This window comes from Micromonospora sp. NPDC051924 (assembly GCF_055586005.1).
Genome location: NZ_JBVJJA010000021.1, coordinates 48155 through 75118, shown reverse-complemented (window position 1 = coordinate 75118; position 26964 = coordinate 48155). Strand labels below are relative to the sequence as shown.

At 73.7% G+C, this 26964-nt stretch carries 23 protein-coding genes and 1 pseudogene; 12 read left to right on the top strand and 12 right to left on the bottom strand.

Annotation, left to right across the window (positions count from 1 at the left end; genetic code table 11):
* The first annotated feature begins 31 nt into the window (after positions 1 to 31).
* From ACZ6S5_RS18460 to ACZ6S5_RS18435, 6 genes are read left to right on the top strand one after another with little or no spacing between them, the layout of a single operon-like run.
* Positions 32 to 1282 carry an aminotransferase class III-fold pyridoxal phosphate-dependent enzyme gene (locus tag ACZ6S5_RS18460; RefSeq protein ID WP_466001869.1) on the top strand — a complete coding sequence of 417 codons (1251 nt, stop codon included), beginning with the start codon at positions 32 to 34 and terminating at the stop codon, positions 1280 to 1282.
* Positions 1279 to 2658, top strand: coding sequence for a class-III pyridoxal-phosphate-dependent aminotransferase (locus ACZ6S5_RS18455; RefSeq protein WP_466001867.1), 1380 nt, complete (start codon positions 1279 to 1281; stop codon positions 2656 to 2658). Before ACZ6S5_RS18460 ends, ACZ6S5_RS18455 begins: the two co-directional genes overlap by 4 nt.
* Entirely contained in the window at positions 2655 to 3365 is a 711-nt protein-coding gene (locus ACZ6S5_RS18450) for a thermostable hemolysin (RefSeq protein ID WP_466001865.1), read from the top strand. The genes ACZ6S5_RS18455 and ACZ6S5_RS18450 overlap by 4 nt, the downstream gene beginning before the upstream one ends.
* A complete protein-coding gene (locus tag ACZ6S5_RS18445; RefSeq protein ID WP_466001863.1) occupies positions 3355 to 4977 on the top strand; it encodes an AMP-binding protein in 1623 nt (540 codons plus the stop codon). Before ACZ6S5_RS18450 ends, ACZ6S5_RS18445 begins: the two co-directional genes overlap by 11 nt.
* Positions 4974 to 5906: a TauD/TfdA family dioxygenase gene (locus ACZ6S5_RS18440; protein ID WP_466001862.1), complete on the top strand. Its 933-nt coding sequence runs from the start codon at positions 4974 to 4976 to the stop codon at positions 5904 to 5906. Before ACZ6S5_RS18445 ends, ACZ6S5_RS18440 begins: the two co-directional genes overlap by 4 nt.
* The gene (locus tag ACZ6S5_RS18435; RefSeq protein ID WP_466001860.1) at positions 5903 to 6388 is read left to right on the top strand and encodes an SRPBCC family protein; all 486 of its coding nucleotides are present in this window, start codon (positions 5903 to 5905) and stop codon (positions 6386 to 6388) included. Before ACZ6S5_RS18440 ends, ACZ6S5_RS18435 begins: the two co-directional genes overlap by 4 nt.
* On the opposite strand, the gene ACZ6S5_RS18430 is transcribed toward ACZ6S5_RS18435, so the two are convergent.
* On the bottom strand, positions 6354 to 7898 hold the full coding sequence (locus ACZ6S5_RS18430) for a vanadium-dependent haloperoxidase (RefSeq protein WP_466001858.1): 1545 nt from the start codon (positions 7896 to 7898) through the stop codon (positions 6354 to 6356). The genes ACZ6S5_RS18435 and ACZ6S5_RS18430 overlap by 35 nt on opposite strands.
* Before the next feature lie 537 nt (positions 7899 to 8435).
* Here ACZ6S5_RS18430 and ACZ6S5_RS18425 point away from each other — a divergent pair.
* A complete protein-coding gene (locus ACZ6S5_RS18425) occupies positions 8436 to 8843 on the top strand; it encodes a nuclear transport factor 2 family protein (RefSeq protein ID WP_466001856.1) in 408 nt (135 codons plus the stop codon).
* 55 nt (positions 8844 to 8898) lie between these two features.
* Here ACZ6S5_RS18425 and ACZ6S5_RS18420 read toward each other — a convergent pair whose 3' ends face one another.
* The 5 genes from ACZ6S5_RS18420 to ACZ6S5_RS18400 all read right to left on the bottom strand — a co-directional run bounded on the left by ACZ6S5_RS18420 (position 8899) and on the right by ACZ6S5_RS18400 (position 13900).
* The gene (locus ACZ6S5_RS18420; RefSeq protein WP_466001854.1) at positions 8899 to 9264 is read right to left on the bottom strand and encodes a hypothetical protein; all 366 of its coding nucleotides are present in this window, start codon (positions 9262 to 9264) and stop codon (positions 8899 to 8901) included.
* Positions 9265 to 9380: 116 nt separating this feature from the next.
* Entirely contained in the window at positions 9381 to 10049 is a 669-nt protein-coding gene (locus tag ACZ6S5_RS18415; RefSeq protein WP_466001852.1) for a TcmI family type II polyketide cyclase, read from the bottom strand.
* 40 nt (positions 10050 to 10089) lie between these two features.
* A complete protein-coding gene (locus ACZ6S5_RS18410) occupies positions 10090 to 11313 on the bottom strand; it encodes a cytochrome P450 family protein (RefSeq protein ID WP_466001850.1) in 1224 nt (407 codons plus the stop codon).
* Positions 11310 to 11633 carry a putative quinol monooxygenase gene (locus ACZ6S5_RS18405; protein WP_466001848.1) on the bottom strand — a complete coding sequence of 108 codons (324 nt, stop codon included), beginning with the start codon at positions 11631 to 11633 and terminating at the stop codon, positions 11310 to 11312. Before ACZ6S5_RS18405 ends, ACZ6S5_RS18410 begins: the two co-directional genes overlap by 4 nt.
* Positions 11630 to 13900 (bottom strand): FAD-dependent monooxygenase, encoded by a 2271-nt coding sequence (locus tag ACZ6S5_RS18400; protein WP_466001846.1) that lies wholly within the window; start codon positions 13898 to 13900, stop codon positions 11630 to 11632. The genes ACZ6S5_RS18405 and ACZ6S5_RS18400 overlap by 4 nt, the downstream gene beginning before the upstream one ends.
* 197 nt (positions 13901 to 14097) lie before the next feature.
* Here ACZ6S5_RS18400 and ACZ6S5_RS18395 point away from each other — a divergent pair, with 197 nt between their 5' ends.
* Positions 14098 to 15198 carry an L-dopachrome tautomerase-related protein gene (locus ACZ6S5_RS18395; RefSeq protein WP_466001844.1) on the top strand — a complete coding sequence of 367 codons (1101 nt, stop codon included), beginning with the start codon at positions 14098 to 14100 and terminating at the stop codon, positions 15196 to 15198.
* 113 nt (positions 15199 to 15311) lie between these two features.
* On the opposite strand, the pseudogene ACZ6S5_RS18390 reads toward ACZ6S5_RS18395, so the two are convergent.
* Positions 15312 to 15683 (bottom strand): annotated as a pseudogene (locus ACZ6S5_RS18390) (class I SAM-dependent methyltransferase); the annotation flags it as partial.
* A 20-nt stretch (positions 15684 to 15703) separates the two neighbouring features.
* Positions 15704 to 16723, bottom strand: coding sequence for an NAD(P)/FAD-dependent oxidoreductase (locus ACZ6S5_RS18385; RefSeq protein WP_466001842.1), 1020 nt, complete (start codon positions 16721 to 16723; stop codon positions 15704 to 15706).
* An 80-nt stretch (positions 16724 to 16803) separates the two neighbouring features.
* Between ACZ6S5_RS18385 and ACZ6S5_RS18380 the strand changes: the two genes are divergently transcribed.
* Complete coding sequence (locus tag ACZ6S5_RS18380; RefSeq protein ID WP_466001840.1) at positions 16804 to 17406, top strand: helix-turn-helix domain-containing protein; 603 nt, start codon at positions 16804 to 16806, stop codon at positions 17404 to 17406.
* Positions 17407 to 17430: 24 nt separating this feature from the next.
* Here the strand turns inward: ACZ6S5_RS18380 and ACZ6S5_RS18375 are convergent, their stop codons facing one another.
* Entirely contained in the window at positions 17431 to 19089 is a 1659-nt protein-coding gene (locus ACZ6S5_RS18375; protein WP_466001838.1) for an FAD-binding dehydrogenase, read from the bottom strand.
* Positions 19090 to 19136: 47 nt separating this feature from the next.
* Here ACZ6S5_RS18375 and sthA point away from each other — a divergent pair, with 47 nt between their 5' ends.
* Positions 19137 to 20609, top strand: a complete 1473-nt coding sequence (sthA, locus tag ACZ6S5_RS18370; protein WP_466001836.1) for a Si-specific NAD(P)(+) transhydrogenase — start codon at positions 19137 to 19139, stop codon at positions 20607 to 20609.
* Here sthA and ACZ6S5_RS18365 read toward each other — a convergent pair.
* Positions 20590 to 21747, bottom strand: a complete 1158-nt coding sequence (locus tag ACZ6S5_RS18365; RefSeq protein WP_466001834.1) for a MalY/PatB family protein — start codon at positions 21745 to 21747, stop codon at positions 20590 to 20592. The two genes, sthA and ACZ6S5_RS18365, sit on opposite strands and share 20 nt — an antisense overlap.
* Before the next feature lie 138 nt (positions 21748 to 21885).
* Between ACZ6S5_RS18365 and ACZ6S5_RS18360 the strand changes: the two genes are divergently transcribed.
* Both ACZ6S5_RS18360 and ACZ6S5_RS18355 read left to right on the top strand, forming a co-directional pair.
* Complete coding sequence (locus ACZ6S5_RS18360; RefSeq protein WP_466001832.1) at positions 21886 to 23469, top strand: glycoside hydrolase family 64 protein; 1584 nt, start codon at positions 21886 to 21888, stop codon at positions 23467 to 23469.
* Positions 23470 to 23597: 128 nt separating this feature from the next.
* Complete coding sequence (locus ACZ6S5_RS18355) at positions 23598 to 24047, top strand: VOC family protein (RefSeq protein WP_466001830.1); 450 nt, start codon at positions 23598 to 23600, stop codon at positions 24045 to 24047.
* 33 nt (positions 24048 to 24080) lie between these two features.
* On the opposite strand, the gene ACZ6S5_RS18350 is transcribed toward ACZ6S5_RS18355, so the two are convergent.
* Both ACZ6S5_RS18350 and ACZ6S5_RS18345 read right to left on the bottom strand, forming a co-directional pair.
* Positions 24081 to 25472 carry an N-acetylmuramoyl-L-alanine amidase gene (locus ACZ6S5_RS18350; protein WP_466001828.1) on the bottom strand — a complete coding sequence of 464 codons (1392 nt, stop codon included), beginning with the start codon at positions 25470 to 25472 and terminating at the stop codon, positions 24081 to 24083.
* Positions 25473 to 25623: 151 nt separating this feature from the next.
* Complete coding sequence (locus tag ACZ6S5_RS18345) at positions 25624 to 26961, bottom strand: multicopper oxidase domain-containing protein (RefSeq protein WP_466001826.1); 1338 nt, start codon at positions 26959 to 26961, stop codon at positions 25624 to 25626.
* Between the last annotated feature and the right edge of the window lie 3 nt (positions 26962 to 26964).

The following is a 26964-nucleotide window of genomic DNA, read 5'->3' as shown; positions in this document are numbered from 1 at the left end:
GCACGAGTCGGCGGCCGTGATTGGTGACCTCATGACGACCAATTCGCACCTGGGAACCCGCGACGCGCCGGACCTCGACGACGGCGACGTCGTCCGCCGGCACCTGATCGGCGCCCCCGGGCCGCAGGCGCCCGTGATCCGGCGCCAGGTCGGCGCCCGGATCGAGGCGGTGGACGGCGCCGTGTGGCTCGACGCGGCCTCGGCGGGCTTCGGTCCCGGCCACCCGGCGGTGACCGAGCGGCTCGTCGCACAGGCCGGTCGCACCGCCCTGTCCAGCCGGATCCTGGTGAGCCGGCCGCTGGCCGAGGCGGTGACCGCGCTGCACCGGCTCTGCCCCGACCCGCTGACCGTGTCGTACCTGTGCAACAGCGGCGCCGAGGCGCTGGACTCGGCGCTCAAGCTCGCCAAGGGCACCCACCGGCGCCGGCGCCTCGTCGCGGGTTTCGCCGGCGCCGACCACGGCACCCTGCTGCACGGGCTGTCGCTGACCCACGGCTTCCCGCTCCTGCCCGACCAACCGCTGGCGCCGGCCGCCGTGCCCCGGGACCGCCCCGACGAGCTGGTCGCCCGGGTCCGCGACGACGTCGCGGCGGTGGTGGTGGCACCGGCCGCCCCGGGCCGCCGGCTGGCCGACCTGTCCCCCGACTGGTGGCGCCGGCTGCGGGCGGCCTGCGACCAGAGCGGGGCGCTGCTGGTGCTCGACGAACGGCTCACCGGCCCGGCCCGGCTCGGCGTCGATCTCGCGGTCACCCGGCTGCCGATCGTGCCGGACGCCCTGGTGCTCGGCGAGCCGCTCGGCGCGGACGCGGTGCCGGTCGGTTGCGTGGTGACCAGCCGGGCCACCTACGACCGGGTCTACGCCCGCCGCAACCCGAGCCTGCACGGCTCGACCTTCGGCGCCAACCCGCTCTCCGCCACGGCCGTCGCCGCCGTGTTGTCGGCCGTCGCCGACGAGCGGCTGGCCGACCGGCAGCGGGAGGTGGAGACGCTGGCCCGGGCCCGGCTGGCGCCCCTGGTCGGCACCGGCGCGGTGAGCGACGTCGGCGCCGACGGCGCCCTGGTGTGGTTGCGGCTCGCCGGGCCCGACGCCGCCCGGACGCTGGTGACCGAGCTGGCCCGGGAACGCGTGCTGGCGCGCCCGCCGGACGGCGACGTGGTGGCCGTGCTGCCCCCGCTGACCGCCGCGCCGGGCGACGTCGCCGAACTCCTCGACCGGATCGCCGCCGCCGGCGCCCGGCTCGCCACCACCGGGCCCGGCGCCGGGCGGGAGGTACGCGCATGACCTCGCTGGACGACCGGCAACGGATCTTCTCCACGCTCGGCCGGCACTGGAACCCCACCGCGGCGACCATGCTGGCCGCCGCCGGGCGGGCGGTGGAGAGCCACGCCAGCGGCAGCCACGTGTACGGCGAGGACGGCACCACCGCCCTCGACCTCGCCGCCAGCTACGGCGTCTTCCTGGTCGGGCACGGCAACCCCCGGGTGGCCGCGGCGGTGACCGAGGCGCTGCACCAGGCGCCGGCGAACCCGCCCGGCGCGGTGCACCCGGCCACCGCCGCGCTGTTCCGCGCCCTGGCCGAGATCCTGCCGGCGGGGCTGGACCGCTTCGTGCTCGGCTGCTCGGGCGCGGAGATCTGCGAGACGGCGCTGCGCGCGGTCCGGCTGGCCCGGCCCGACCGGCACCGGATCGTCGTCGCCGACGGCAGCTACCACGGCAAGACCCTGGCCGCCCTCTCGCTGCTCGGCCAGGGCAACCACCGCACCCCGTTCGAGCCGCTCGGCGACCACCTCGTCGTCGTGCCGTACGGCGACGCCGCGGCGGTCCGCGCGGCCCTGGCGGACGGCTCGGTGGCGGCGGTGTTCCTGGAGCCGGTGCTGGGCGGCGCGCACCTCACCGTCCCCCCGCCCGGGTACGTCCGCGCGGTCGCCGAGGCCTGCGCGGCCACCGACACCCTCTTCGTGGCCGACGAGATCCAGACCGGGTTCGGCCGTACCGGGCGGATGTTCGCGGTCGAGCGCGACGACGTGCGGCCGGACGTCATGCTGCTGTCCAAGGCGCTCACCGGCGGGTTCGTGCCGGTCGGCGTCTGCGCGCTCAGCTCCGCCGTGGTCGACGACGCGACCCGGCACCCGCGCTGGCACCCGTCCCTGCTCGCCTCGGGCGGCGCGGTCACCGGCGTCGCGGTCGCCGCCGCGGCCGCCACCATCGCCGAGGTCCGCGAGCGGGACCTGCCGGCCCGGGCCGCCGAGCTGGGCCCGCGGCTCACCGAAGGCCTGGCGGAGGCCGTCCGCCGGCACCCGAAGCACCTGCGGGGCGCGCCGGGCATCGGCCTGATGACCGGCCTGCGGACGGCCAACCCGGCTGTGGAGCTGATGGTGTCGATCGGCATGGGACAGCGCGGCGTACACACCGGACACTCGCTCAACGAGCGGATCGCCGAGCCGGTGCTGCGCATGTACCCGCCGCTGACCTGCACGGCCGAGGAGATCGACCAGGCGCTCGCCGCGCTCGAGGAGACACTCACCTGGCTCGACCGGCAGCCCCGCACCATGACCCGCGCCGCGACCGCGCTGCTGCGCCGGCAGTACAAGCTGCCCCCGCGGCTGCTCCTGCGGATGAACAAATCCCCGATCCGGATGGACTGGCAGGCGGCATGACGATCACCCGATCCGCCACGGCTGCACCGGGGCCGGCGGCGACCATCGGCGCTGACCCGCTGCGGGTCCGCGTCACCAGCCCTCCGTCGCCCGAGTGGGACGCGGCCACCGCGTTCGTCCGCGCCGGGTACGCCGAGATCTACGGCGCCCTGATCGACCCGGCGCCGGACTGCTTCGTGCTGGCCGCCCGGCATCATCCGGACCGGCCGGAGCAGATCGTGGCCTGCGGCGGGATGACCTTCAACTCGTCCTGCGGCTTCTTCTCCGAGCGCTACCTGGACCATCCGCTCGAGGAGGCGCTCCAGCGGGTCGCCGGGGCACCGGTCTCCCGCGACGACGTGGTGGAGGTCGGCTCGTTCGTGGCGGTCGGCGGCAGCGGCGCGGAGCTGATCCGGCTGCTGCCGCTGCTCGCCTGGTGCCAGGGCATGCGCTTCGCGCTCTGCACCGCGACCGGCCCGCTCGCGGCGGCGCTACCCCAGTTCGGGGTGCCGTTCCTGTCCCTGGGGCGGGCCCGGCCGACGTGGATGACCCCCGGCGAGCGGAGGCGCTGGGGCACCTACTACGACCACGCGCCCACTACCGGCCTGGTGCCGCTGGACCGGATCGGCGAGCTGGTACGCGCCTGCACCGGCCGGTACCGCTTCCTCAACCTCGACGTCGCGCTGCGCCGCGCGCTGCCCCGGGAGGCGATGACCGATGCTCGTTGAGGAACGGCTCGCCCGCCTCGCCGCCGACGGGCGCCCGCTGGTCGAGGCGCTGAACCACGACGGACGGCCGACCACCGTGCTGTCCTACCGGGACGGTGTCGGCGCCGCCCGGGTGCTGGCCGGCGGGCTGCGGCTGGCGGAGACCCGGCCGGTGGTGGGCGTGCTCGCCGGCAACACCGCCGAGTTCGTGGTCGCCGACCTCGCGCTGCTGCTCTCCGGCGCGGTGGAGGTGCCCGTGCCGCTGGCGTTCTCCGCCGAGCAGGCGGCCAGCCTGCTGCCCGAGGCCACGATCTGCCTGGTCGACGAGGCAGGCCGGCAACGGCTGGCCGAGTGGGGCGCCGACCGGGTGCTGCCGGCCGGCTGCCGGGTGGTCCCGGTGGCACTGACCGACCTGGTGGCCGAGGCCGCCGTGGTTGCCGCCCCGCCGTGGCCGGACGCCCCGTGGCGGGACGAGCAGGCGGTCTGCAAGGTGGTGCACACCTCCGGCACCACCTCCCACCCCAAGGGCGTCCGCATCCGGGGCGCCGGTCTGGACGCGCTGCTGCGGTCGCTGGACCGGATCATGCCGGCCGGCGCGTACACCCGCTACCTGTCGCTGGTCCCGTTCAGCCTGCTGATCGAGCAGGTCGCCGCGATCTACCTGGTGATCTGCCACGGCGGCACGGTGATGCTGCTGCCGCCGGACGAGCCACTCGTCGGCACCTCGTCGTTCGCGGCGCGCGCGGTGCTGCGCTACACCCCGGCCGCCCGGCCGACCGCGCTGGTGGCAACTCCGGCCCTGGCCGAGGAGCTGGCCGAGCGCGCGGACCGGATGGCGGCGCAGGGCCGGCCGGTGGTCCGGGAGCTCTTCGGCCGGGACGAGCCGCCGCTGATCTGCTGCGGCGGCGCGCCGGTCGATGCCGGCACGCTGCGCCGCCTGGACCGGCACGGCCTGACCGTGTACGAGGGCTACGGCCTGAGCGAGAACAGCTCGACGGTCTCCTGGAACCGCCCGGGCCACCGGCGGATCGGCACGGTCGGGCAGCCGCTGGACCACGTCGAGGTGCGGCTGGCCGACGACGGCGAACTGCTGGTGCGCAGCTCGTCGCTGTTCGCCGGCTACACCGGCACCGACCCGTCCGCGTGCCGGGTCGACCCGGACGGCTGGCTGCACACCGGTGACCTGGCCGAGATCGAGGAGACCGGCCACATCCGCATCGTCGGCCGGAAGAAGAACGTCATCGTCACCTCCGCCGGACGCAACGTCGCCCCCGAGTGGGTGGAGGCGCAGTACGCCACGCTGCCGTTCGTCCGGGCCGGCGCGGTGGTCGGCGACGGGATGCAGACGCTGCACGGCCTGTTCCTGGTCGCCGACGGAACGGACGAGGCGACCGCCCGGCGCGACCTGGCCGCGCTCGGCGCGCAGCGGCTCTCCGCAGTGGAGCGGGTCTCGGCCGCTTGCGTGCTGCCCGCCGGCGACGACCTGTACGGCCGGTACTTCACGGTGACCGGCCGTCCCCGGCGGGACGAGATCAGGGCGGCCATCGCCGACGGGCGGTTGCCCTGCCGGCCGCTGGACCCGCCGGCCGACCGGCCGACGGCCACCCCCTTCGAGTCCACTTTCGGGAGATGACGGCAATGCTGACCACGACCTTCGCCATGAGCCGCTACGGCACCGGCAACGGGCTGCTCTGCACCGCCCCGGCCACCGCCGCGCTCACCGACCTCGACCCGCTGGTCACCGTCCGGCTGCTGCGCGAGTCGGGCTTCATCGTGTTCCGCGGCTTCCGCGCCGATTTGGAGCTCTTCTCCGCCCTGGTGCACGCGATCTCCGGCCGGATCACCCTCGACCCGGCCCGCGAGTTCCACGGCGGGGACGTCGCGCAGAAGGTGGACGCCGGCACCGACGCGGTCGGCCTGCACATCGAGAACGGCAACAGCCCGTTCGCCCCCGACCTGACCTGGTTCTTCTGCGAGAAGGCGGCCGCCGAGGGCTCGGAGACCACGGTCTGCGACGGCTACCGGGTCTGGGACGGGTTCAGCGAGGAGGCCCGGACGCGGTTCGCCGCGCAGGACATCGCGTACAGCCGCCGGGTGGAGGAGCACCGCTGGAAGGCGTTCGTCGTGCACCAGCTCGGCGACGCCAAGCCGGTCGACGAGATCACCGTGGACGACATGCGGGCGCTGGCCACCGGGCCGGGCAGGACGCTGATCGAGCCGCTGGACGACGGCGCCATCCGCTACGAGTTCCAGGTGCCGGCCGCGCATCCGACCCTGTTCGGCTCCCGCCTCGCGTTCGCCAACAGCATCCTCGGCCCGTCCTACAACTACGAGAAGCCGCGGATCACCTTCGCCGACGGCACCGAGCTCCCCCCTGAGCTGATGCGCGAGGTGGAGGCGCGGACGGCGGCGCTCACCGAGGACCTGGCCTGGCAGGATGGGGATGTGGCGCTCATCGACAACACCCGGGTGATGCACGGGCGGCGGCGCATCCTCGACCCGGCCCGCACCATCTACAACGCGCAGAGCTACCTGTCCGACGAACTCCGCGCGGCGGCATGACGGAGGTCGTCCAGGAGCGGATCGTCGTCCGGGCGCCGGCCCCCGAGGTGTACGCGGCGGTCAGCGACGTCCGGCGGATGGGTGAATGGAGCCCGGAGTGCGTCGGCGCCACGCTCGACGACCCGGGCTCCCCGCTCACCGTGGGCAGCACCTTCCGCGGCCACAACCGGCAGGGCCGATGGCGGTCCTGGACCACCCGGTGCACGGTGACGGCCGCGGAGCCGGGCCGCTGCTTCGGCTTCGACGTCCGGCTGGGCGGCGCACTGGTGTCCAGTTGGCGGTTCGACCTGACCTCCGCCCCGGACGGCGCCGGGACGAAGGTCGTCCAGTCGTGGTGGGACCGGCGCGGACCGGCCCGACGCCGGGTCTCCGCCCTGACGTCCGGGGTCCGCGACCGGTCCCGGCACAACCGCGACGGGATGCGGCGGACGCTCGCGGCGCTGAAGGTCAGCGTCGAGAGCGCAGCACCGCCTCACCGTTGATGTGCCGCTGCACGAAGTCGAACGCCCGGTCGCCGATCTTCTGGCCGATCTCCCACGACGCCCTGATGGCGGGCTGGAAGTGCACGCCACCCCAGTAGCGGCTCATCCCGCAGTCGTGCATCCAGTCGGTCCAGGTGTCCCAGCTCAGCACCATGTCCTGCCGCGGGGTGAGGCCGGGCTCGATTACCGAGGAGCCGGCCTTCCGCTCGAACCGGAAGTGCACCTGGTCGGTGCCGAGGAACCGACGGACCGCCTGCGTCTCGGCCGCGCAGAGCGAGGTCGAGCCGGACGGGTACTCCGGGTGGTCGGCCACCGGCAGGTAGCCGCGCCACTGCTCGGCGGGCAGGTCGCGGACGGTGCCCTTGCCCGGGCCGCCCCAGGCGGTCACCGTCTTCCCCTGGTAGACGTGGCGGATCGCGGTGAACGGGCGCACCGAGTCGTAGATGTTCTTGTTCCACCAGATCGCGATCGCGGCGTCAAAGGTGCCGGTCTCCGCCGCGGCGTGCAGGTGCACCCAGGCGTCGAGGCTCAGCCCGGCGTTCTGGGCCGCCGCCCCGACGGCGAGCCCCAGGCTGGCGAACTTGTCGTCGAAGAACTCGGCCTTCATCTTCTGCTCGTCGGTGAGCCCGGCGGAGGTGGCGAGCATGGCGTCCACCTGCGCCTTGTACGCCGCCTTGTTGCGGTGGTTGCTGGCGGTCGGCACCGGCGCCCGGAACTCCTCGAAGTCGGTGAAGCTGTACGGCTTGACGTTCTGCAGCTGCGGCGTGACGAACTGCTGCACCTGGAAGATGCCGTTGCCCTTGGTGACGATGTTCGGCTGCCAGCGCGAGGCGTCGACCAGCTCGTACGCGGTGTTCCGGGGTCGGTAGCCGGTGTAGTCGGAGTACGGCTGCCGGTTGTAGACCTGGCCGCCGTGGTCGCCGAGCTGGTTCATGCCGTCGTGCTCGCGGGCGGCCACAATGCCCTTGCCGGCCAGGTTGCCGATGCCGACCGGGGTGCTCGGGTCAATGCTGTCGTCGGCCGGGTCCAGGCCGACCGACTGGAGCATCTCCCGCCAGGTGTGGGCGTAACTCGGGAAGATGCTGTTGAACACCCGGAACGAGGCGTACAGGATGGCGATGTTCTTGTTGCGGTTGGTCTCCGCCTCGGCCCGCGGCCGGCGGGGCAGCTGGGTGTGGATGCCCACCGCCGTGGGGTGGTAGGGGGCGATCGCGTCGAACCAGCAGAGTTCCAGCATGTTCGCCCACCGGATGATCAGGGTGGCATCGCTGGGCGCGACGGTGGCGTAGACCGCCGGGCCGGCGAACGGCCCGAGCACCGATTCGGCGGCATTGCCCGTGTCGAAGTCGAACGCCGGCTCGGTGGCGGCGGCGGTGGTGGTCGGTGCGGCGGCCGAGGCGGCACTGGGCCCGCCGAGGGCCAGGCCGGCGCCGGCGCCGGCCGCGCCGAGCAGTACCGCGCGGCGGGAGGTGGCGTGCTGGCGCACCCGGGCCAGCCAGTAGTCCTGCATGGGGTCGTCCTTCACGGGGAGGGCGCCGGTGGACCGGCGCGGGCGGGATCGTGGACCGGACCGCCGCCGGCCGGCGTGGCTCGCCGGGACGGGGCCGGACACGCGGTACCGGCGCGGGTGGAGGCGGCGCCGGGCCGCGCGATCGGGTGGCGGTGAGGTCCGACGAGGACGGTCGGACTGATCCGGAGCGGCCGGACCGACGTGGGGGGCGCACTGACCCCCCGTTTGCGCGATTCCCATCCTGGGAGTGAGCGCCGTCACTGTCTTCTCCCAGATTGCTGCCCGGTCGGCACCTGGGGAAGGGTGTCCGAACGACCGCGGTCGGCTGTCCGACCGGCCAGGGTTACCCGTCGGTCGGCATGCCGGCGGTGTGGTTGCGTCCCGGTCGGGTAGGGGCTGCCGGTCGCCGGCTAGGGGTTGTCCGCGCTGGTCTGGTGCGTTTGGCTGGCATCGACGCAGGCTCGCATCGTCCGAAGAGGACGGACGGGCGCATCGCCCGCCCCGGGTGGGGCGGCCGTACCCCCGGGAGGGGATCGCATGACGGAACGGGTCGAGGCGGTCGTGGAGGCGCTCTACGACGGCTTGAAGCGGATGGACGCGCCGGCGGTGGTCAGCCTCTTCCACCCGGACGCGGAGATCGTCACCCCGAAGTCGCTGCCGTGGTCCACCGGCCACTACAGCGGCTTGGACGGGGCGATGCAGTACTTCACCGGGGCGCTGGAGCTGCTGGACGACAACCGGTTCGACGTCGAGGAGGTCCGGGTCTCCGGCGACGACTGGGCGGCGGCCATCGGCATGTGGTACGGACATTTCCGCAGCGGCGGCGAGTTCAACGTGCGCTTCGTGCACTTCTGGACCCTGCGCGACGGCAAGGTGATCAAGGGCGAGGGCATCTCCGACACCGACGGCATCGTCCGCGCCAGCCGCGGCGAGAAGGTGAGCTGAGCCGTGCTGCGCCCCGGCCCATCCTCGAACGGGCCGGGGCGCGCTCGCATCCCGCCTATCCCGGCTGGTCGGCCGCCGGCTCGGTGACGGTCCCCTGGCGCTCGCGGCCGGTGTCGAAGAACGCCGACAAGTACGCCTCCGGAGCCAGGTCGCTGTCCCGCATCAGCGAATAGACCTCGGCGCCGTGCCCGGGCTCGTCGAACAGGTGGTACGCCTGGGCGAGGCCGCAGTAGGTCCAGCCCATGTCCTCGACGTAGTCGGCCGCCTCGGCTTCAGCCAGGGCGATCGCCCCCGCGAAGGAGACCGCCCGCCACAGCGTGATGCGTTCCTCGTACCTGATCGGCAGGTCGGGGCCGTCCTGGAAGACGCAGCGCACCGCGTACCAGCCCAGCTCCGCGGCTTCGCGGCTCTCCGTCGTCACCCGCCCATCCTCGCCTAGCAGCGGGACCGGCACGACGTCATAACCCGGGCATGCCGGTCGGGGTGGGCGGGACGCTGCTGCTTCTCGCGCTCTACCGATGGTTCGCGGGGTGGTCCTCAGTCCTCCGCGCGCCAGCGGTAGAACACCGTGGCCACCGAGTCCTGCGGACCCCGCCAGCTCTCCGGCCGGTACGGCTCGACGTACGGGCCGAGTTCCGCCATCAGCTTGCCGAAGGCCGGCTTCTGCTCATGGCGGTGCCGCAGGCTCTCGGCGATCGCCGCGTCCTGCTCGATCAGGTGCACGAACACGTCGTCGATCGAGTAGAGGAAGCGTGCGGCGACGCCCAGCTCGCGCGGGAGCGGCCCGGCGTCGGACTCGGCGAAGATCCGCGCCACGTCCGCCTCGGCGCCCGGCTTGATCCGCTGGACGATGACGGTCAGGGTGTTGTCCTCGGGCGCGGTGCCATCCTCCGGCGCCCAGCGGTAGAACTCCTTGGCGACCGAGTCGGACGGGTTCTTCCAGTACCTCGGGTACGGCGTCACGTAGGGGCCGATCGCCTCGGCGATCTTCTGGAACGCGGGCAGCCCGCGGGTCTGCCCCGAGATCTTCGGGTCCTGCCGGCGCTCGATGACGTGCAGGTAGAGGTCGTGGTGGGAGAGCAGGATCCGCCCGATGACCCCCAGGTCCTGGGGTCGGGTGGTCCGGTCGTAGTACCCGAAGACGTCGCCGACCGTGCCCTCGCTGCCGGGGACCATGCGGCAGACGATCACGTTACGGAAGACCATGGCTGCTCCTTGAGTCGGATCTGACGGATGACGCCGCGGGTCAGGCGGCGAAGGTGACCGGGAGTTCCAGCAGGCCCCGGAACGGCGAGCCCGCCGGCAGCCGGGGCACCTCGGCGGCCGGTACGGCGAGGCGCAGCCCGGGCAGCCGGCGCAGCAGCGCCCCGAGGCCGATCTGCGCCTCCATCCGGGCCAGCGAGACCCCGAGGCAGTAGTGAACGCCGTGGCCGAAGCCGAGGTGCGGGCCGCGTACCCGGCGGATGTCCAGCCGGTCCGGGTCGGCGAAGTGCGCCGGGTCGTGGTTCGCCGCGTTGATCACCACGCCGACGACCGAGCCCTGCGGGACCGTGACGCCCTGGTACTCGACGTCCTCGGTGGCGATCCGCGGGCTGGCCACCGGCAGCGGGCCGTCGAAACGGAGCAGCTCCTCGATCGCCGACGGCAGCAACTGCGGCGTGGTACGCAGCAGTTCGAGCTGCTCGGGGTGGGTGAGCAGGGCGAGCACGGCGTTGCCGAGGAAGTCGGCGGTCGTCTGGTGGCCGGCGAACAGCAGCAGGAACGTGGTGGCGACGACCTCCGCCTCGGACAGCGTGGCGTCCTCGTCGCTGGCCTCGATCAACGCGCCGATCATGTCGTCGGCCGGGTGCGCCCGCTTGGTTCCGACCAGGTCGATGAGGTAGTGGTGCAGCCGCAACTGGGCGTCCTGCACCGCCGCCCGTTCCTCCTCCGGGCTGCGGCCGGAGGAGCCGGAGGTCCGGATCACCTGGGTCCAGTCCAGTACCCGGCCGTGGTCGGCCGGCGGGATGCCGAGCAGTTCGCAGATCACCGTCATCGGCAGCGGGATCGCGAAGTCGTGCATCAGCTCGGACCGGCCGTGCGGGACGACCTTGTCGAGCAGGTCGTCCACGATCCGGGCGACCCGGGGCCGCAGCGCCTCGATCCGGCGCGGCGCGAACGCCTGCGACACGATCCGGCGCAGCCGGGTGTGCTCGGGCGGATCCGAGTTGAGCATGTTGCGGTTGAGCCCCGCCGAGTTCGGTCCGAAGATCCGCAGGTAGTGCTGGCCGGGCCCGTAGAGGTCCTTGGAGAGCCGGGGATCGGTCAGCGCCACCCGGGCGTCGTCGAACCCGGTGATCAGGTACTGGTCGAACCGGGCGCTGACCGGGCAGACCGGCCGGTCGCTCCGCAGTCGCGCAAAGGTGGGGTACGGGTCGGCGGCGAACTCGTCGGTGTAGAGCTCCCGGCCGGGTACGGCGTCCTCGGTCATCTCGACTGCTCCTGCGGCTCGCCACTGACGCTGTGCAGCACCTGGTAGGTGTTCCGGTGGGCGGACTCGCGCAGCTCGCGGATGATCCGCAGCAGCCGGTCCCGGTGTTCGCTGCGGCCGAAGGCGTCCAGCCGTTCCCGGTCCGCCCAGTCGCTGATGATCAGATAGCTGCGCGGGTCGTCGGCGTCGCGGACCAGGTCCTGGTGCAGGCAGCCGTCGAGCGTCCGGATCTCCTCGGCCGCCGAGAGCCATTCCGCCTCGAACCGCTCCTCGCAGCCCTCCCGGGCGCGCATCGCCAGCACGGTGCGGACCCGGGTCATCGGGCACCGCCGAGGAGCAGGTGCAGGTGCTTGCGGAGGCCGTCGCCGTCGACCGGCTGGCTGCGGTACCCGACGTGCCCGTCCGGCCTGACCAGGTACAGCGCCGTGCCGGCGACGCCGTAGCGGGCGCGGAACGCGCCGTCGGCGTCCACCACCGCGGGCGGCGCGAGCAGCCGCGGCGCGGGGGCGTCCGGGCTGAGCAGCAGGTACGCGTCCAGCTCGCCGGACGCCTGCCGCTGCGCGTCGGCGCAGAGCTCCGCGGCCGCGGTCAGCGCCTTCTCGTCGGCCGTGGCGTCGGCGTAGACCAGCAGGGTGTGCCGGGTGCCGCGGGTCAGGTCGCGCAGCCGTAGCGGGTGCCCGACCCCGCGCCGACGCAGGCCGGCCACGTCGGGGGCGAGATCACCGGGTCCGGGGCCGCCGCGCAGCGCGTCGGGGTCGGCGACGGACTCGCCGACCAGCGGGCTGCCGGCGTAGCTGAGCAGGAGGGACATTTCCTGGAGGAACTGCCGCTCCAGGTCCGCCGGGTCCAGCTCGTCGGTGAAGGCCATCCGGACCGCCCGGCCGACGATCTCCTCGCCCTCCGGCCGCCGTTCGGTCTCGTAGCTGTCGAGCAGGCCGGGCGCGGCGATCCCGTGTACCGCCAGGGCCAGCTTCCAGGCCAGGTTCCAGGCGTCCTGGATCCCGGTGTTCATGCCCTGGCCGCCGGCCGGCGGATGCAGGTGCGCCGCGTCGCCGGCCACGAACACCCGGCCGTCCCGGTAGCGGTCGACGATGCCGTGGCTGATTCGGAACACCGAGGACCAGCGCAGGTTCGACGCCCGGGTGCCGGGCGGGGCGAGCCGGTCGAGCGCGGCCTGGACGTCGGCCAGCGTCGGTTCGGCCAGCTCCTCGCTGAACCCGGGCGGGGCGTCCTGACCGCCGGTCTGCGCGAAGAACCGGGGGGGCGCGAGGGTGGCGATCCGGTACCGGTGCTCGCCGCGCAGCGGCACGCAGACCAGCATGCCGTCCATCCGGCCGTCGGTCTCGTGCAGGAACCGGAGCAGGTGGCCGTCCGGCATGTCCCAGTCGACGTCCACGTCGCCGAGCATGAACAGCTGCGGGAACCGGCCCAGCCCGCCGGTGAACGTCAGGCCGAGCAGTTCGCGGACCCTGCTGTGCGCGCCGTCGCAACCGACCAGGTACTTCGCGCGTACCGTCTCGGTGCTTCCGTCGGGGGTGGCCACGACGGCCGACACGCCGTCGTCGTCCTGGGTGAACGAGACCAGCTCGGTCCCCCGCCGCGGCCGTACGCCGAGGGTGGCCAGCCGCTGGGTGAGCAGCCGCTCGGTCTCGTACTGGGGCAGGCCGAGGTGCGCGTACGGCAGCCCGGGCAGCTCCCAGCTCATCTGGTGCGTCTCCGCCCCGTTGACGAACACCATGTTGCCGGTGAGCCAGACGCCGGCGTCCATCGCCTCCCGGACGATGCCCTGCTCCTCCCAGAGCTCCATGGTGCGGCAGTGCACGCCGATCGCCTTGTCGGCCTGCCCGGGTGGCGCGGCCAGCTTGTCGATCACCCGGCACTCGACGCCGCGCCGGGCCAGTTCGACGGCCGCGGTGAGCCCGGTGGGCCCCGCCCCGACGACCAGTACGTCCGTTGTCCTGTGCACGTCGGCCTCCCTGCCCGCGCTGGGTTCTCGGCTGCTGTCCGGATCGGCCACGGCGTGGAAGAGCCGGCGCCGGATGTCGAGGAGGAACGGCGCGATCGGGCCGGCCTCCTCCCGCGCGTGCGCCGGGTCGCCGATCCAGCGGTGGAACTCCGCTTCGCCGCGCCACTCGGCGAAGATGTGGTGGACGTCCGACCCGGGCTCGTGGAGCAGTTCCTCGCGCAGGTAGCCGGGCACCGCGGTCATCCGGGTGAGGACCTCGGCGTAGCCGCGCCGGAACTCCGCGCGCCGGTCGGCCGGCACGGTCAGCTCGACGTCCACATAGACCGTCGAGCCGGTGGGCGCCGCCCGCATCACCCACTGCCGCGGCGGCCCGGCGCAGAGCGGGCGGACGGCTTCGGAAAACCGGGTGGCGACCGGGCCGGCCGCGTACCGGCGCCGGGCGCCGTCGTCGGCCCACTCGGTGACCAGCACGAACACCGCCGGGTCGGTGCCGTCACGCAGCACGTCCTGCCGGACGCTGCCGGCCAGCCCGGCGATCTGCCCGGCCACCGTCCGGCACGCGACATCCAGCACGGACTCGCATCCGGGGCGGGCGGTGAGCCGGAGCATCGTCCTGATCATGAAGTCTCCTCGGACGGCCTGACGGGACGAGGGGCTGACGTCGTGCTGCGACCCTGCCGGAGGTCGCGTCACCCGCCCGTCACGGGCGGCGGGCGCCGAGTCCGCCGGTGGTGACGCCCGCGCGGGGGGGTCCCGGCGAGGTTTGCCGGGCCGGGCGGCGGGAAGGGCGACCCTCAACCGGGAGGCAGGAGCAGCGGATGAACGGGCCCGTACGCGACGAGCCGGTCGGCGAGCTGGAGCTGGTGCACACGTTCACGGGTCCCATGCCGACCGGGGTGAGCGTCTCGCACACCGGCCGGATCTTCGTCAACTTCCCGAAGTGGGGCGACCCGGTGACCGCCACCGTGGTGGAACTGCGCGACGGCCGGGAGGTGCCGTTCCCCGACGAGGCGTGGAACAGCCCGGCCGACGAGGACGACCCGACCGCCTTCGTCTCGGTGCAGAGCGTCGTGGTGGACCCGGCCGACCGGCTCTGGGTGCTGGACACCGGTAGCCCGATGTTCCAGCCGACCCGCCCGGGTGGGCCGAAGCTGGTCCGGATCGACCTGGACACCGACCGGGTCGCCCAGTCGATCACCTTCCCGACGGACGTGGCGCTGCCGTCGACGTACCTCAACGACGTGCGGTTCGACCTGCGCCGCGGGGAGGCCGGCATCGCCTACGTCACCGACTCGTCCGTCTCCGGGCCGAACGGGATCATCGTGGTGGACCTGGCCAGCGGCGCGTCCTGGCGGCGGCTGCACGACCACCCGTCCACGAAGGCGGAGCCGCTGTCCGACTTCCGGCCGGTGGTGGAGGGGCGGCCGTTCCTGGAGCGGCCGCCGGACGGGCCGCCGAAGCCGATGGCGATAGGTTCCGACGGCATCGCCATCTCCGCCGACGGGGCGCGGCTCCACTACTGCCCGCTCGCGTCCCGGCGCTGGTACAGCGTCGCCACCGACGCGCTGGCCGACCGCACCCTCGACGACGCCGAGGTCGCGACGACGGTGGTGGACGAGGGGGACAAGGGCGGCGGCGCGGACGGCCTGGAGACCGATGACGCGGGCCGGGTCTACCTGACCTCGTACGAGCAGAACGCGGTGCTGCGGCGGCGGCCCGACGGCGAGTACGAGACGGTGGCGCACGACCCGCGGCTGCTGTGGCCCGACACCATGTCGGTGGCCGCCGACGGGTACCTCTACGTGACCGCCAACCAGTTGCACCGGCAGCCGAGGTACCAGTGCGGGCAGGACCTGCGCCGCAAGCCGTACGGGCTGTTCCGGGTCCGGATCGACGCCGGGCCGGTCCGGCTGCGCTGAGGGGTCCCGCGCCCGCCCGGCCGGCGGCGCCCGGCCGTACCGGGCGACGTGGGGGCGTGGCCGACCACGAGCAGCGTGCCGCCCGGGGCGACCGCCGCCGCCAGCCGCCGCAGCAGGTCCGCGTCCGCCGTCGCCGGGTGCACGTAGTGGGCGCAGGCCAGGTCGAACTGCTCCGCTGGCGGCGTCCAGCCGGTCAGGTCGGCCCGCACCCACTCGATCCGGTCGGCCACGTCGGCGCCGAGGGTGGCGGCGTGCTCGCGGGCGCGGTGCAGCGCGGTGGCGGAGATGTCCACCGCCGTCACCCGCCAGCCGCGCGCGGCGAGCCAGCCGGCCTCGGCGCCCTCGCCGCAGCCCGCGTCCAGCGCCACGCCGGGCGGCAGGTCCTCCACCGCCGCCATCAGGTACGGGTGTGGCGCTCGCCGGTGGGCGGGGCCGTGCCCGCGGTACCGCTGCTCCCAGTACGCCTCGTCGAACTGTTCGGACATGTGACAGCTTCCTTCCCGGGTCAGAGCCCGTGCCGGCGGTCGCCCGCCACCAGTTCACCCACTCGCGCTTCGATCGCGGGCGAGAACGGCTCCCGCAGCGCGGCGACCGCGCGGCGGGCCTCCTCACCGACCAGGTCGGCGTTGATCTGGGCGGCCACCACCGTGCCGGCCGCCGCGGCGGCGCCGACCTGGGCGGCCGGGTCGGTGACGTTGCCCGCCACCCACACCCCGGGCACCGAGGTCCGGCCGGTCGGCTCGGCGGGGACATGCTCGCCCATCCCCGACGGATGCTCCGCCGTCGGCAGCCCGAGCGCCGCCAGGAAACCGGCCCGCGCCACCATCCGTGGTGCGACCGCGAGGGCGTCCCGCCGGACCAGGGTGCCGTCGGCCAGCCGTACCCCGACGAGCCGGTCCTCGACGACCTCCAGTGCCGCCACCTCGCCGGGCACCACCCGCACGCCCCGGGCGGCGAGCTGCTCGGCCGGCTCGCCCTCGGGCGGCGCGGTGGTGTGGGCGAAGTACGTCACGTCGGCGCTCAACTGGCGGAACAGCAGCGCCTGGTGCACCGACATCGGCCCGCCGGCCAGCACCCCGATGGCCCGGTCCCGGACCTCCCACCCGTGGCAGTACGGGCAGTGCAGCACGTCCCGTCCCCACCGTTCCCGCAGTCCGGGCACGTCGGGCAGCTCGTCGACCAGGCCGCTGGCGACCAGCAACCGGCGGGCCCGGGTCGACCGGCCGTCGGTTAGCGTCACCGTGAAGCCCTCACCGTCCCGGGTCACCGCCGTCACCTCGCCGGGCAGCACCTGACCGCCGTACCCGCGGACCTCCGCCCGGCCGCGTGCCAGCAGCTCGGCTGGCGGCGTCCCTTCCCGGGCCAGCAGCCCGTGCACCCCGGCGGCCGGGGCGTTGCGCGGGGCGCCCGCGTCGAGCACCACCACCGTGCGCCGGGACCGGGCCAGGGTCAGCGCCCCGCTCAAACCGGCCGCACCCCCGCCGACCACCACCACGTCGTACGCCTCTTCGAGCTGTTCGGTCACCGTGACCACCTCCCGCGACAACCATGCGGGCCACCCCCGCCGGCCGGCAAATGTTGTTGCCGAAGTGGCAAACTGGGGGCATGGACGACGCCCTCGACCAGACCCTCGACGCGGTCGGACCCCGGCTCCGCGCGCTGCGCCAGCAGCGCGAGACCACCCTCGCCGAGCTCGCCGCGGCCACCGGCATCTCGGTGAGCACCCTGTCCCGGCTGGAGTCCGGCACCCGCCGGCCCACCCTGGAACTGCTGCTCCCCCTCGCGCGGGCGCACGGCGTCACGCTCGACGAACTCGTCGACGCTCCACCCACCGGGGACCCGCGCGTGCACCTGCGCCCGATCACCCGGCACGGGATGACCATGCTCCCGCTGACCCGCCGCGCCGGCGGCATCCAGGCGTACAAGCTGGTGCTGCCGGGCGACGGCCGCCGCGCCGAGCCGGACCCGCAGACCCACGAGGGCTACGAGTGGCTGTACGTGCTCAACGGGCGGCTGCGGGTCGTCCTCGGGGAACACGACCTGGTGCTCTCCCCCGGCGAGGCGGCCGAGTTCGACACCCGGGTGCCGCACTGGTTCGGCGCGGCCGACGCCGAACCGGTGGAGATCCTCAGCCTCTTCGGCCGGCAGGGCGAGCGCGCCCACCTACGCGCCCGCCCCCGGACCCCCGACCGACCGGCCGGCGACTGAGGTGCCCTCCGCTGACCCGGCGGCTCAGCCGACGGCCGCGGCGGCGGCCCGGCCGGCGGTCCGGCCGGAGAAGAGGCAGCCGCCGAGGAAGGTGCCCTCCAGGGCGTTGTACCCGTGCATGCCGCCACCGCCGAAGCCGGCGACCTCGCCGGCCGCGTACACCCCGGCGAGCGGCTCGCCGTCGGGGCGCAGCACCCTTCCGGACAGGTCGGTGTGCAGCCCGCCCAGCGTCTTGCGGGTGAGCACGTGCAACTGCACGGCGAGCAGCGGGCCGGCGGCCGGGTCGAGCAGCCGGTGCGGGGTGGCGACCCGGATCAGCCGGTCACCCCGGTAGCGGCGGGCGTCCCGGATGGCGTGCAGTTGGGCGTCCTTGCCGAACGGGTGGGCCAGTTCCCGGTCGCGGGCCTCGACGACCCGGCGCACCTCGGCGGCGTCGAGCTGCGGCCCGCCGGTCTCGGCGGCCAGCTTGTTCATCCCGTCGACCAGCGTCGCCAGGTCGTCGGCCACCACGAAGTCGGCGCCGTGCCGCTTGAACGCCTCGACCGGAGCGGGCGCGCCGGGTCGTACCCGTTGCAGCAGCTGCCGGACGCTGCGGTCGGTCAGGTCCGGGTTCTGCTCCGAGCCCGAGAGCGCGAACTCCTTCTCCAGGATCTTCTGGGTGAGCACGAACCAGCTGTAGTCGTGGCCGGTGCCGCGCAGGTGGCGCAGGGTGGCCAGGGTGTCGAAGCCGGGGAAGAGCGGCGCCGGCAGCCGCCGGCCGGTCGCGTCCAGCCAGAGCGACGAGGGTCCGGGCAGGATCCGGATGCCGTGGCCGGGCCAGACCGGGTCCCAGTTGCGCAGCCCCTCCGTGTAGTGCCACATCCGGTCGGGGTTGATGATCCGGCCGCCGGCCGCCTCGGTGACGGCGAGCATCCGGCCGTCCACGTACGCGGGCACCCCGGTGACCATCCGGTCGGGCGGGGTGCCCAGCCGGGCCGGCCAGGCGCGCCGGACCAGGTCGTGGTTTCCGCCGATCCCGCCGGAGGTGATGATCACGGCCTGCGCCGCGTACGCGAAGTCGCCGACCACGGTGCGGGAGGTGGGACGGCCGCGGGGGGCGTCGTCCGGGGCCAGGACGGCGCCGCGGACGCCGGTGACCACGCCCCCGCTGGTGACCAGCTCGTCGACGCGGTGCCGGAACAGCAGCCGGATCCGGCCCTGCTCGGCGGCGGCTCGCACGCGACGGGCGAACGGCTCGACCACGCCCGGGCCGGTGCCCCAGGTGACGTGGAACCGGGGCACCGAGTTGCCGTGCCCGTGCGCCGCTCCGCCACCGCGTTCAGCCCAGCTCACCACCGGGAAGATCCGGTGGCCCTGGCCGCGCAGCCAGGCCCGCTTCTCCCCGGCCGCGAAGTGCACGTACGCCTCGGCCCAGCGGCGCGGCCAGTGGTCCTCGGGCCGGTCGAAGGCGGCGCTGCCGGTCCAGTCCTGCCAGGCCAGCTCCACGGAGTCGCGGATGCCCATCCGCCGCTGCTCGGGCGAGTCGACCAGGAAGAGCCCGCCGAACGACCACCACGCCTGCCCGCCGAGGTTCTGCTCGGGCTCCTGGTCCAGCAGCAGCACGCGGCGGCCGGCGTCGGCCGCCTCGGCGGCGGCGACCAGGCCCGCGAGGCCCGCCCCGACCACGATCACATCGGTGTCCACGTCCCCGACCGTACGTACCGGCCTGCCGATGTCGTCGGTCGGGGCGCATGATCCGCGACCGGCCCCGCCGCCGGCTCGTCTGGCGCCGCCGGCGACATCCTGCGACGCTGGACGCTGTGTACGACTACGACCTGTTGGTCCTGGGCTCCGGACCCAGCGGGCAGAAGGCCGCGATCGCCGCCGCCAAGCTCGGCCGACGGGTCGGCATCGTGGACCGGCGCGACATGATCGGCGGGGTCTGCATCAACACCGGCACCGTCCCCTCCAAGACGCTGCGCGAGGCTGTGCTCTACCTGACCGGGCTGAACCAGCGGGACCTGTACGGCAGCAGCTACCGGGTCAGGGAGGAGATCACCGTCGCCGACCTGGCCGCCCGGACCCAGCACGTGATCAGCCGGCAGACGGACGTCATCCGCAATCAGCTGGCCCGTAACCGGGTTGCGATGATCACCGGAACCGGACGGTTCGCGGACCCGCACGCGGTCTGGGTCGACGGTGGCTCCGGGCGCGAGTCCCGGGTCACCTTCGACAAGGTCGTCATCGCCGCGGGTACCCGCCCGGCCCGCCCGGACAGCGTCGACTTCGACGACCGGACCATCGTGGACTCCGACGGCGTCATCAACCTCCAGGCCGTGCCCCGCAGCATGGTGGTGGTCGGCGCGGGGGTGATCGGCATGGAGTACGCGTCCATGTTCGCCGCGCTCGGCACCAGGGTGACCGTGGTGGAACGCCGCGAGCGGATGCTCGAGTTCTGCGACGAGGAGGTCGTCGAGTCACTCAAGTACCACCTGCGCGACCTGTCCGTGACGTTCCGCTTCGGCGAGGAGGTCGCCGCGGTGGAGAAGCATCAGACCGCCGCGCTGTGCATCCTGAAGAGCGGCAAGAAGATCGTCGCGGACACGGTCATGTACTCGGCCGGCCGCCAGGGCCAGACCGACGACCTGGCGCTGGCGGCGGCCGGGCTGACGGCGGACCGGCGGGGCCGGATCGCGGTCGACGCCAACTACCGCACCGCGGTGGAGCACATCTACGCCGTCGGCGACGTGATCGGCTTCCCCGCCCTGGCCTCCACGTCGATGGAGCAGGGTCGGCTGGCCGCGCAGCACGCCTGCGGCGAACCGGTCCGCGAGCTGCCCGAGCTGCAACCGATCGGCATCTACACGATTCCGGAGATCAGCTTCGTCGGGAAGACCGAGGAGGAGCTGACCGACAGCTCGACGCCGTTCGAGGTGGGCATCGCGCGCTACCGCGAGCTGGCCCGTGGCCAGATCGTGGGCGACTCGTACGGCATGCTGAAGCTGCTCGTCGCGCCCGAGGACGGCCGGCTGCTGGGCGTGCACGTGTTCGGCACCGGCGCCACCGAGATCGTGCACATCGGACAGGCGGTGATGGGTTGCGGCGGCACGGTCGACTACCTGGTCGACACGGTGTTCAACTACCCGACGCTGGCCGAGGCGTACAAGGTGGCCGCCCTGGACGCGGCCAACAAGATCCGCAACGTCACCCGGATCGACGGGTGACGGCGTCCGCCATCCGGTGCACCGCCTCCCGGAGGTGCTCCGGCGCGGTGGCCAGGTTCAGCCGGGCGTGGCCGGCCCCGCCCGTACCGAAGTCGGGGCCGGGGTTCAGCGCCACCCGGCCGCGGTCGAGGAACACCGCCGCCGGGTCGTCGCCCACCGGCAGCGCCCGGCAGTCCAACCAGGCGAGGTACGTGCCCTCCGGCGGCCGGTAGCCGATCTCCGGGAGCCGCTCGGCGAGCAGGTCGACGAGCAGCCGGCGGTTGTGGTCCAGGCCGACGAGCAACCGGTCGAGCCAGTCGACACCCTCGGTGAGGGCGGCGGCGTGCGCCACGATCCCCAGGTGGCTGGGGCCGTGGCCGACCTCCTCCGGCATTCGTTTCAGCGTCCCCGCCGCCGCGGGACCGGCCACCGCCAGCGCCGCCTTGAGGCCGGCCAGGTTCCACGCCTTTGACGCGGACACCAGCGCGAAGCCGTCCTCGCCGCCGGGCACCGTCAGGTAGGGCACGAACTCGACCCCGGGGTACACCAGCGGCGCGTGGATCTCGTCCACCACCACCCCCACCCCGTGCCGCGCGGCCAGCTCGGCCACCTCGGTCAGCTCCTGCCGGGTGTGCACCGTTCCCGTCGGGTTGTGCGGGCTGCACAGCAGGTACGCGGCCCGGCGCCCGCCGGCGGTGGCCGTGCGGAAGGCGGCGCGCAGCGCGTCCGGGTCGAGGCGGCCGTCGGGACCGAGCGGCGCCTCGACGATCCGCCGGCCGAGATGCCCGACGAACATGAAGAACGGCGGGTACACCGGCGGGTTCAGGATCACCGCGTCCCCGTCGTCGGTGAGCAGCTTCAGCACCTCGACGATGCCGAGCATGACGTCCGGCACCATGGCGGTGTGCTCCGGACGGACCGACCAGTCCCACCGGCGGGCGGCGAAGTCCGCGAAGGCCTCCGCGTAGACCGGGCCGTGCGGGTAGCCGGTGTCGCCGCGTGCGATCGCCTCGGTCAGCGCGCGCACCACCGGATCCGCGGGCGGCACGTCCATCTCCGCGACGAACATCGGCAGGACGTCCTCGGGATACCGGCGCCACTTCTCGCTGGTACGCCGGCGCAGCTCGGCGAGGGGTGGCCAGGGCAGCGGCTCGATCATGGCCAGCACCCTAGCTGTGGGCCAGCAGGTCGCGGTGGTCGGCGGTAAACATCGGCAACCGACTATTGACAAAGGTTGTTGCCAATTAGAGCCTGTGAGAGCGCTCTCTCCCGTCCCGCTCGCCTGCGAGGTGTCGCCATGAGTCTCCGAAGAAAGCTGCTCGCCGTCGCGTCCGCCCTGCTCGCCGGGCTCGCGAGCACCGTCGCCGCCGCCCCCGCCCGCGCGGCCGGCCCGCCTCTGCTGCCCGTCACCGTCGCCAACACCACCGGCCGCGCCGACCCGGTCTACCTCTACGTCATCGGCGTCCAACTGACCACCGGCCGGCTCGGCTACGTCACCTCCGGCGGCGCCTTCGTGCCCTGGACCGGCGGGCAGATACCGCCCTCGCCCGCGCCCGACGCCTCCATCCCGGGTCCCGGCAACGGCGGCAGCACCACGATCCAGTTCCCGCGCGGCTTCTCCGGCCGGGTCTACTTCGCCCTCGGGCAGAAGCTGAAGTTCTTCCTCACCCCGGACGGGCTGGTGCAGCCCGCCCCGTGGGCGGCCGGCGACGCCAACCGCGACATTCTCTTCGACTGGAGCGAGTTCACCTACAACGACTCCGGGCTGTGGCTGAACAGCTCCCAGGTCGACATGTTCGCGGTGCCGCACGCGGTGACCGTCACCGGCGCCAACGGCGTCACCAAGCGGACCGGTGACCTGGTGGCCAACGGGCGCAACGCGGTCATCGACGGGATCCGGGCCCAGTCGGGCTGGGCCAACACCGTCTACACCCGCTCCGACGGGACCGTGCTGCGCGTCCTGGCCCCCGGCAAGGCGGCCGGCGCCGGGCTGCTCAGCCCCACCTACCTGGATTCCTACATCGCCGCCGCGTGGAACGCGTACACCACGAAGACGCTGACCGTGATTCCCTTCGCCGACCAGCCGACCGTCCGGTACTACGGCCGGACCTCGGGCAGCACCATGACCTTCACCAACGGCGCCGGCCAGGTGGTCGCGTCTTTCAACCGGCCCTCCTCGGCCAGCGTCTGGGGCTGCGACGGCGACCTGCCCGCGCCGAACGACCAGGTGGTCGGCCCGATCTCGCGTACGCTCTGCGCCGCGCTGAACCGGGGCACCCTGGGCACCGTCGACACCCAGCCCAGCACCAACGCCGCCGACTTCTACCGCAACACCCCCACCAACCAGTACGCGCGGCTGATCCACGCCAACATGGTCGACGGCAAGGCGTACGCGTTCGCCTTCGACGACGTCGGCGGCTTCGAGTCGCTGGTGTACGACGGCGACCCGCGGGCGGCCGGACTGATCCTCAGCCCGTTCGGTGGCGGCGGCCCGAGCGCCGGGGTGGCCGTGGTCAGCAACTGGAACAACAAATGCATCGACGTGCCGAGCGCCAACTTCGTCGACCGCGCCCAGCTGCAGATGTGGACCTGCAACGGCACCAACGCGCAGAGGTGGACGTTCACCGGCACGGCCCTGCAGAGCCAGAACAACAAGTGCATGGACGTCGACGGCGGGTCGACCGCCAACGGCGCGGTGGTCCAGCTCTACACCTGCAACGGCACCGGCGCCCAGCAGTTCACCCTGAACGCGGCCGGTGACCTGGTCAACCTCCAGGCCAACAAGTGCGTCGACATCAAGGACTGGAACGGCAGCGACGGCGCGAAGCTCCAGCTCTGGGACTGCGCGGGCACGGCCAACCAGAAGTGGCACAAGGGCTGATCCGCCCGGCACGGCGGCGGGGCCGGCCACCGGCCCCGCCGCCCCGCTCCGCGCGATCGGCGCGGGCCGCCGAAGTGTGCGCCGCCGGCGCGCGGGTACCCCTCGGGCCGACCAGGAGGAGGGCCGCCGTGACGGACGAGGCGCCGGACTACTTCCAGCCCGAGCACGGGCTGGTGCTCACCCACCTGTTGATCGTGCGGGACGTGGACCGTTCCCGGGAGTTCTACCGCACCGTGCTGGGCGCGACGGTCGTCCGGGAACGGCAGCCGGCCATCCTCCGGCTGCACAACGGCTACCTGGTGATCAACGACGAGGGCGGCCCGACCGACGACAAGCCGACCGTCCGGGCCCAGGCTCCGGCGGACCCGGACGTGCTCAGCAGCGCGCTCAACATCCGGGTCACCGACGTCCGCGCCGTCTACGAGCTGTGGCGCTCCCGGGGTGGACAGTTCCTGACCGAGCCGAAGGACCACGGCGTGGAGATCCGGTGCTACCTGCGCGACCCCGACGGCTACCTGATCGAGCTCGGCCAGGCCACCGGGATCCTCGCCGAGTCGGGCCGGCCCGCCACCGGCTGACGGACAGGGCCGGTGGCGGGTCGGCGCGGGGATTCAGCAGCGGGGCACGTTCGGGATGAAGCCGTCGTATCCGGTGAGGACGAAGGCGTCGGAGACGTAGCGGTTGGTGCCGATCCGGTTCCAGATGCTGCTGGTGCCGTACGTCCCGGTCACGGTGGTGCCGATCGCCTGGCAGTAGATCGAGACGCTCGCGCCGTCGGTCAACGAACCGACGACGGCGTACCCGGTGCCGGGACCGGAGCGGACGTTGACCGACGAGGAGGTGTGCACCGTCCCCGATCCGATGCCGGTGATCCCCTGGACCAGCTGCATGTAGTAGGTCCAGTTCCAGTTCGGGCCCGGGTCGGTGTGGGTGGCGCCGGGCACCTCGACGTGCCCGATGATGTGCGACCGGTCCTTGGGGATGCCGTACCGGTCGGCGAGGGTGCGGGTGAGCGCCGCGGAGGCCCGGTACATCGCGTCGGTGAACCAGGCGGGATCGTCGACGTAGCCCTCGTGCTCGATGCCGATCGACTGGGTGTTGTACGTCCAGTTGCCGGCGTGCCAGGCGATGTCCTTCTCCCGCACCGACTGGGTGACGGCACCGTCGGAGGAACGGAAGATGTAGTGCGCGCTGACCTGCGCCGCCGGGTTCTGGAACCAGCTGATGGAGCCGGCGTAGGAGCCCTGCGTCACGTGGATGACGACGTACTTGATCGGGTGGCTGGTGGGCCGGTTGGCGACGGTGTAGTTGCTGGTGCTGGCGGGCGCCCAGGCGGCCGGCCCGTAGTCGGTGCTCAGGGTGCTGATCTCACCGAGCGGGGCGACCCGGGCCAGTTCGCCTCGCTGCGGCGCAACCGGACGTGCCGCCACCGCCACGCCGCGTACGGCGGGGGTGCCGGTGCGGAGCAGGTCGTAGACGGTGTCGGCGTAGAGCCGCGCGACGGCCGGCTCGGTCGCGCCGCCATACCGGGCGACGGGGGTGTGCCACCGGTTGACGTCGATGCGCGCGGCGTGGCCCAGGCCGTCCCGGTCCGCGTAGGAGCGGAGGACCGCGGCGGCGCCGAGCACGTTCGCGGCGGGATCGGTGCGCAGCGCCGGCTGCCCGAGCCCGGTGAGGCGGGCCGCCTCGTCGAGGGTGCGGACGGCGGGGTTGTGCACCAGATGCATGAGGCCGTACCCGCCGCTGGCACTGGGCGCGCCGGCGTGCATGTCCAGCCGTGACTCGGCGTACCCGAGCGCCACCAACAGGTCCCGGGGGACGTCGTACCGGGCCGCCGCGGTCGCGAAGGCCGTCTCCAGCGGGCTGGTGGCGGCGGTCGCGCCGACCGGCGCGGCGGCCGCGGGTGGCGCGAGCGTGGCGGGCGCGGCCAGCCCGGTGACCAGTGCGAGGGCGCCACCGAGCAGGAGCCGGACGCGGCGACGGGCGGTTACGGACACGGGCATGGACGCTCCTTCGTCTCGGCGGGGCCCGGGAGTGCGCCGAGGGGCGCCGACGGGGCTCCCATCAATCGACGGATGTCATTCGATTGCCGCCGACGATAGACGGAGCGAGGTAGGTTGTCTACAACGTGCCTCCACTGTCCGTAGAAATACTTCAACGGACGGCGAAGAGGCCGCGGGCACCCCGTTCGGCGTCCACCATGGCGTGGCTGAGGAACGGGTAGTCGCCGGGCGCCGGGAAGGACAGCTCGACGAACCCGCCGGCCGCCGGGGTGAGGGACAGCACCTGCGCCCCACCTGGGTCGGTCACCCGGTTCTCCCAGTGCCCCTCCCGATAGACCGTGTCGAACTGGGCGCCGACCACGTGGAAGGAGCTGCCCCGGTTGGGGCCGGCGTCCAGCAGCCAGACGCGGACCCGTTCCCCGGGGCGGGCGGGCAGCGGACGGTGGACGTACTGGGCGGGATAGCCGTTGAAGACCACGGCGTCGGGTCGTTCGGCCTGCATCTTGGCCAGGTCACCGGGCTGGCCGTCCGGCCCGAGATAGAACTCGGACTGGACGAGGACGTACTCCCGGTCGACCCGGGGCAGGTCGGGCGGGTCGATGATCACCGCGCCGTACATGCCGTTGCCGACGTGGTGCAGCATCGGCATGGTCGAGCAGTGGTACATCCAGATGCCGGCCCGGGTGGCGGTGAAGCGGTAGGTGAGCCTCTCCCCCGGGTCGATCGGACGCATCACCTCGTCCGGCGCGACGGCGCCGGCGTGGAAGTCGATCCCGTGGTCCAGCGTGCCGTCGTTGACCAGGGTGATCTCGAACGTGTCGCCGACCCGTCCCCGCAGCACCGGCCCGGGCACGGTGCCGTCGAACGTCCAGAGCCGCTGGCGTACGCCCGGGGCGACCTCCCGCACCACCTCCCGCACGTGCAGCTCCCGACGGTGCAGCCGGCCCGGCGGGGTGGGCGGCGCGGCCGCGTCGCGGGCGGCGAAGCCCGGCCCCGGGTCGGCCATCACGTCGAGGCTCGGCTGCGGCGCGGCGGACCCGGTCGCGGCGGGTGACGCCGCCACGCCGGTCGGGACGATCTGGAGGGTCATGCCGGCCTGCCGGTGCCCCGGCAGCGAGCACCAGCCCCGGGTCACACCCCCGATCACGCCCGCGTCCAGGCGGGCCGACGCCCCCTCGCCGAGCAAGGGGGTACGGGCCCCGTTGTCCAGAACCAGGTCGTGCCGGCGCTGGTCCCGGTTGCGGAACTCGACCACCAGCCGGTCGCCGGGCGGCACCTCGATCCGGGCCGGGTGGAACCGCATGCCCTCGGCCACCACCTGCACGGTCGTGGTGTGTCCGGTCGGCGTGACCGCCGTCGCGGCACCGTTCCCGGACGGGCCGGCGGTCACCCGCTGGGCGGCCACGCCGACCAGCACGGCGACCAGGACGAGGGCGAGACCGGCGGCGACGCCGCCGAGCGGCCGGACCGGGGCGGGGGGCGTGGTCACGGG